Annotated in this window: 6 protein-coding genes; all 6 read right to left on the bottom strand. The window is 68.4% G+C overall.

Going from position 1 to position 5,608, the window contains the following annotated elements; all coding sequences use genetic code 11:
- The coding region (locus IH13_RS0100060) for an ATP-binding cassette domain-containing protein (RefSeq protein ID WP_031079860.1) at positions 1–324 on the bottom strand (324 nt) is incomplete at its 3' end.
- Positions 314–1,291 (bottom strand): ABC transporter ATP-binding protein, encoded by a 978-nt coding sequence (locus tag IH13_RS0100055; protein ID WP_031079858.1) that lies wholly within the window; start codon positions 1,289–1,291, stop codon positions 314–316. The genes IH13_RS0100055 and IH13_RS0100060, both read right to left, overlap by 11 nt.
- Before the next feature lie 13 nt (positions 1,292–1,304).
- Positions 1,305–2,288, bottom strand: a complete 984-nt coding sequence (locus IH13_RS0100050; RefSeq protein ID WP_031079856.1) for an ABC transporter permease — start codon at positions 2,286–2,288, stop codon at positions 1,305–1,307.
- Entirely contained in the window at positions 2,281–3,204 is a 924-nt protein-coding gene (locus IH13_RS0100045; protein WP_031079854.1) for an ABC transporter permease, read from the bottom strand. The genes IH13_RS0100050 and IH13_RS0100045 overlap by 8 nt, the downstream gene beginning before the upstream one ends.
- Positions 3,205–3,301: 97 nt before the next feature.
- Positions 3,302–4,930, bottom strand: a complete 1,629-nt coding sequence (locus IH13_RS0100040; protein ID WP_031079851.1) for a peptide ABC transporter substrate-binding protein — start codon at positions 4,928–4,930, stop codon at positions 3,302–3,304.
- 156 nt (positions 4,931–5,086) lie between these two features.
- On the bottom strand, positions 5,087–5,608 hold a 522-nt coding region (locus IH13_RS0100035; RefSeq protein ID WP_031079849.1), incomplete at its 5' end, for an oligopeptide/dipeptide ABC transporter ATP-binding protein.

The following is a 5,608-nucleotide window of genomic DNA, read 5'->3' as shown; positions in this document are numbered from 1 at the left end:
CTTCGTGACGTCCTCGCCCTTGTACAGGATGGCGCCTTCGGTCGGCGGCTCCAGGTGTACCAGCATCTTGGCGACGGTCGACTTGCCGCAGCCGGACTCCCCCACGATGCCGAGCGTCTCACCCGCCGCGAGGTCGAAGTCGACGCCGTCGACGGCCTTCACCGCGCCGATCTGCTTCTTGAAGAGGATGCCCTGGGTGAGCGGGTAGTGCTTGACCAGGCCGCGTACCTGGAGGATCGGGTCGCCCTCGGTGTACGCGGTCCCGGACGCCTCGTCCAGGAGGGCCGAGCCGCCGCCCCCGCGGCCCGTCTCGTCAGCGTGCATCGAGCGTCTCCTTCCAGAAGTGGCAGGCGCTCCTGCGGTTCTCGTCCACGGTGTAGAGCGGCGGGACGTCCGTACGGCACACCGGCTGGGCCATCGGGCAGCGCGGGTGGAACGCGCAGCCCGGCGGGATGTGCAGCAGGTTGGGCGGCAGCCCCTTGATCGCGTAGAGCTCCTGGCCCTTCTGGTCCAGCCGCGGGATCGACCGGAGCAGGCCCTTGGTGTACGGGTGCGCGGGGGCCCGGTAGATGTCGTGGACGGGCGAGGTCTCGACGATCCGTCCGGCGTACATGACCGCGATCTTGTCGGCCACGTCGGCCACCACCCCGAGGTCGTGGGTGATGAGGATGAGCCCCATGTCGAGCTCCCGCTGGAGCTCCGCGAGCAGGTCCATCACCTGGGCCTGGACCGTGACGTCGAGGGCGGTGGTCGGTTCGTCGGCGATGATCAGGTCGGGCTCCAGGGCCAGCGCCATGGCGATCATGATGCGCTGGCGCATGCCGCCGGAGAACTGGTGCGGGAAGTCGCCGACCCGTTCCCGGGCCGCCGGGATGCGTACCCGGTCCATCAGCTCGATCGCCTTGGCCCTGGCGTCGGACCGGGACATCCCCCGGTGCACGACGAACATCTCGCCGAGCTGCTCGCCGACGCTGAGCACCGGGTTCAGCGAGGACAGCGCGTCCTGGAAGATCATGGCCATCTCCTGGCCCCGGATCCTCCGCCGCTCCTCGGGCTTGAGCGTCAGCAGGTCGCGGTCCTTGAAGACGATCTCGCCGCCGCTGATCTTCCCGGGCGGTGTGTCGAGGATGCCCATGATCGCCTGTGCGGTGACCGACTTCCCCGAGCCGGACTCGCCGAGGACGGCGAGCGTCTCCCCCGCGTCCACGCTGTAGTCGACCCCGTTGACGGCCTTGGCCACTCCCTCGCGGGTGTGGAACTCCACGTGCAGATCGCGCACTTCGAGCAACATGGCAGCGGGCTCCTCAGCGCAGTTTGGGGTCGAGGGCGTCGCGCACCGCGTCGCCGAGCATGATGAAGGCGAGCACCGTGACCGCCAGGGCCCCGGCGGGCCAGAGCAGCATGTGCGGCGCGTTGCGGATGTACTGGGAGGCGGCGGAGATGTCGATCCCCCAGGAGACCGCCGGCGGCTTCAGACCCACCCCGAGGAACGACAGGGTCGCCTCCAGCGAGATGTACGTCCCCAGCGCGATGGTCGCGACGACGATGACGGGGGCGACGGCGTTGGGGGTGATGTGCCGGAGCATCATCCTGCTGTTGGAGGCCCCCAGGGCGCGGGCCGCCTGCACGTAGTCGTTCTGTTTGGCGGTGATGACGGAGCCCCGGGCGATACGGGCGATCTGCGGCCAGCCCAGCAGCACGATGAAGCCGACCACCGGCCAGACGGTGGAGCTGGTGACCACGGAGAGGAACACCAGGCCGCCGAGGACCACCGGGATGCCGAAGAAGACGTCCGTGATGCGGGAGAGGACCGCGTCCCAGGCGCCCCCGAAGAAGCCGGCCAGCCCGCCCAGCACGCTGCCGAGCAGCGAGACGCCGAGGGTGGCGCAGACGCCGACGGTGACGGAGGTCCGCGCGCCGTACACGGTACGGGTGTAGACGTCGCAGCCCTGGCCGTCGAAGCCGAAGGGGTGGCCCGGCTGGGAGCCCTCCTGGGCCCTGGACAGGTCGCAGCTGAGCGGGTCCTGGCCGGCGATCAGCGAGGGCCAGATCGAGATGACGACCAGGAACAGGATGATCAGCGAGGAGATGATGAAGACGGGGTTGCGGCGCAGGTCGCGCCAGGCGTCGGACCACAGGCTGCGGGGTTTGCCGACGGGGCCGGCGCCGTCGGGGCCGGGGGGTTTCTCCAGGCTGCCGCCCTCTTCCATCGCGAGGTCGGTGGGCCCGCCCGCCCCGGCCCCCGAGATCGCCCCGCTCGCGTCGTCCCACGGCTGCTGTTCAGGCATAGCGGATCCTCGGGTCGAGTACGGCGTACAGGAGGTCGACGATCAGGTTCGCCGCCAGGAAGACGAGGACCAGCACGGTGACGAACCCGACGACGGTCTGCGAGTTCTGACGCAGGATGCCCTGGTAGAGCTGGTAGCCGACCCCGTGGATGTTGAAGATCCGCTCGGTGACGATCGCCCCGCCCATCAGGGCCCCCACATCGGTCCCGATGAAGGTGACGACGGGGATGAGCGAGTTGCGCAGCAGGTGACGCACGACCACGCGGCGCCGGGGCAGCCCCTTGGCCACGGCGGTGCGGACGTAGTCCGCGCGGGCGTTCTCCGCGATCGACGTCCGGGTGAGCCGGGTGACGTAGGCGAGCGAGACGGAGGCCAGGACGAGCCCCGGGACGATGAGTTCGTCGACGGGGGCGCCCGAGGAGACGGACGGCTTGATGACGCCCCACTGGACGCCGAGGAGGAGCTGGAGCAGCAGCCCGGTGACGAACGTCGGTACGGAGATCACGACGAGGGTCAGGATCAGCACGGTGGTGTCGACGGGCCGGCCGCGGCGCAGCCCGGTGAGGACGCCGAGGGTGATGCCGATGACGATCTCGAACACGATCGCGACGATGGTCAGGCGGATGGTGATGGGGAAGGCGGTGCCCATCAGCTCCGTGACCTTCTGGCCGTTGAACGCGGTGCCGAAGTCGCCGGTGAAGACGTTGCCCATGTAGGTCGCGTACTGCTGCCAGACGGGCTTGTCGAGGCCGAATTCGGCGCGCAGCTGGGCGGCGGTCGCGGGGTCGCACTGGCGGTCGCCGCAGAGGCCCGCGATGGGGTCGCCCATCACGTTCACCATGAGGAAGATCAGCAGCGTGGTGCCGAAGAAGACGGGGATCATCTGCAGCAGCCGCCGGATCACATAACGTCCCATGAGGGGCTCCGGGGGTCGGGGCGAACAGGCGGGGCGGGGATGCGTGAGGCCGGGTGGCCGGTGCGCCAGGGCGCACCGGCCACCCGGCCTCAGCGGGTCACTTGACCTTGATCTGGTCGTAGACCGGGACGCTGAACGGGTTCAGCGAGACGTTCTCCACCCGGTCCGAGTAGCCGGCGCTGCCGTTCTGGTACCAGAGCGGGATGACCGGCATCTGCTCGGCGAGGACCTTCTCCGCGTCCTGGAAGGTGGTGACGGCCTTGGCCTTGTCGGTCTCGGCGTTGGCCTTGTCGACCAGGTCGTCGAACTTCTTGTCGCTCCACTTGCCGTCGTTGGAGGAGGCGTCGGTGTAGTAGAGCGGCTGGAGGAAGTTCTGGATCAGCGGGTAGTCCATCTGCCAGCCGGCCCGCCAGGCACCCTTGAGCTTCTGGGTGGAGACCTGGCTGCGGAAGTCGGCGAAGGTGCCGATGGGGGCGCCGACGCAGGCCTTGTTGTCGCCCATGACGTTGTTGATGCTGTTGCAGACCGCGTCGACCCACTCCTTGTGGGAGCCGGTGTCCGCGTTGTAGGAGATCTTGAGCTGGCCGCCGGGGATGCCGCCGCCCTCGTCGATCAGCTTCTTGGCCGCGGCCTTGTCGTACTCGCAGGCGGAACCGCACAGGCCCTTCTTGAAGCCGCCGTCCTTGCCGAGGACCGGCGAGGTCCAGTCGCTGGCCGGGGTACGCGTCTTCTGGAAGATCTGGTTGGTGATCTGCTCCCGGTTGATCGCCATGGACAGGCCCTGGCGGACCTTGGCCGCGTCGGGGGTGTCCCACGCCTTCACGTAGAACGGGAAGGCGAGCGTCTGGATGATGCCGGCCGGGGTGTTGATGTAGCGGCTGCCGAGGTCCGCCTTGACGTTCTTGAGCTGGGAGGCCGGTACGTCGTCCACGAGGTCGAGGTTGCCGGCCGTCAGGTCGGTGTAGGCGGTGTTGTTGTCCGTGTAGACCTTGAGGTCGATGCCGCCGTTCTGCGCCTTGTCCGTCCCCGGGTAGTCGTCCCACTTGCGCAGGCTCATCGAGGAGCCCTTGGCGTACTTCTCGATGGTGTACGGACCGTTGCCGACGGGCTTGGAGAGCCAGGCGGCGTGGTCGGTGTAGAAGGCCTTGGGCAGCGGTACGAAGGCGGCGTAGCCGAGGGTGTCGGGCCAGAGCGAGAACTTCTGGGCGAGCTTGACGGTGAAGGTCGTGTCGTCGACCACCTTGAGGCCCGAGAGGGTGGTGGCGGAGGCGCTGCCCGACTCGGGGTGGACCTTGTCGTAGCCGTCGATGTAGCCGAAGAAGTAGGCGTTCTTCTGGTTGTTCTTCAGCGCGGCGCCGTAGTTCCAGGCGTCCACGAACGACTTCGCGGTGACCTTCTCGCCGTTGCTGAAGGTCCAGTTGTCCTTGATCTTGACGGTGAAGTTCTGCGAGTCCTTGGAGTCGATCGACTGGGCGATCTCGTTCTTGGCCTCGCCGGTCTTCGGGTCGTACCGGACGAGTCCGCGGAAGACCATGTCGAGGACCTTGCCGCCCTGCACCTCGTTGGTGTTCGCGGGCTCCAGCGGGTTCTGCGGGTCTCCCCAGGAAGAGCTGACGATCCCGCCGGCGCCACTGCCGCCCCCGTCGTCCCCGCCACCGCAGGCCGTGGCCGCCAGAGCGACGGCGACGGCGCAGGCGGCCCACCTGACCTGTGTGGCTCCGCGCATGGAGTGCCTCCTAGGGTTCCCGTGAGTAGCTCAATGCCTCATATCACTCCATATGTCGGTATGACGCATTTTCACGTCCTCCGTCCGGGCGCGGAGACACACGAAGGCGCCCGGCCCCTGAGGTGACCGGGCGCCTTCGTCACGGCGTGCGGCGGATCAGGCCGCGTGCACGACGTCCTTGTCCTCGGCGAAGTGGCAGGCCGACTCGTGCGCGGCGGGCGTCGAGCCGCCCACGAAGCGCTCGGGGACCGCGAGCAGCGGCACCTCGGTGGCGCACTTGTCCTGTGCCTTCCAGCACCGCGTACGGAAGCGGCAGCCGGAGGGCGGGTTGGCCGGCGAGGGGACGTCCCCGGAGAGGATGATCCGCTCGCGGTTGTCACGGGCCGTCGGGTCCGGCACCGGGACCGCCGACAGCAGCGCCTGGGTGTAGGGGTGCGTCGGGTGGTCGTAGATCTGGACGTCCGTACCGATCTCGGCCATCTTGCCGAGGTACATGACCCCGACCCGGTCCGAGATGTGCCGGACGATCGACAGGTCGTGCGCGATGAAGAGGTAGGACAGGTTGAACTCGTCCTGGAGCTTCTCCATCAGGTTGATGACCTGGGCCTGCACCGACACGTCGAGCGCGGAGACCGGCTCGTCGCAGATGATGATCTCCGGGTTGAGCGCGAGGCCCCG

The organism is Streptomyces sp. NRRL WC-3549 (genome assembly GCF_000721935.1).
In the GTDB taxonomy this organism is placed as follows: Bacteria; Actinomycetota; Actinomycetes; order Streptomycetales; family Streptomycetaceae; genus Streptomyces.
Note: the sequence above shows the minus strand (reverse complement) of the source record. Positions and strands in the feature narration are given on the sequence as shown.

What these genes read in the sequence shown, in the direction of transcription:
- IH13_RS0100055 (WP_031079858.1), bottom strand. Translation starts at nt 1,291, where the DNA reads ATGTTGCTCGAAGTGCGCGATCTGCACGTGGAGTTCCACACCCGCGAG.
- IH13_RS0100050 (WP_031079856.1), bottom strand. Translation starts at nt 2,288, where the DNA reads ATGCCTGAACAGCAGCCGTGGGACGACGCGAGCGGGGCGATCTCGGGG.
- IH13_RS0100045 (WP_031079854.1), bottom strand. Translation starts at nt 3,204, where the DNA reads ATGGGACGTTATGTGATCCGGCGGCTGCTGCAGATGATCCCCGTCTTC.
- IH13_RS0100040 (WP_031079851.1), bottom strand. Translation starts at nt 4,930, where the DNA reads ATGCGCGGAGCCACACAGGTCAGGTGGGCCGCCTGCGCCGTCGCCGTC.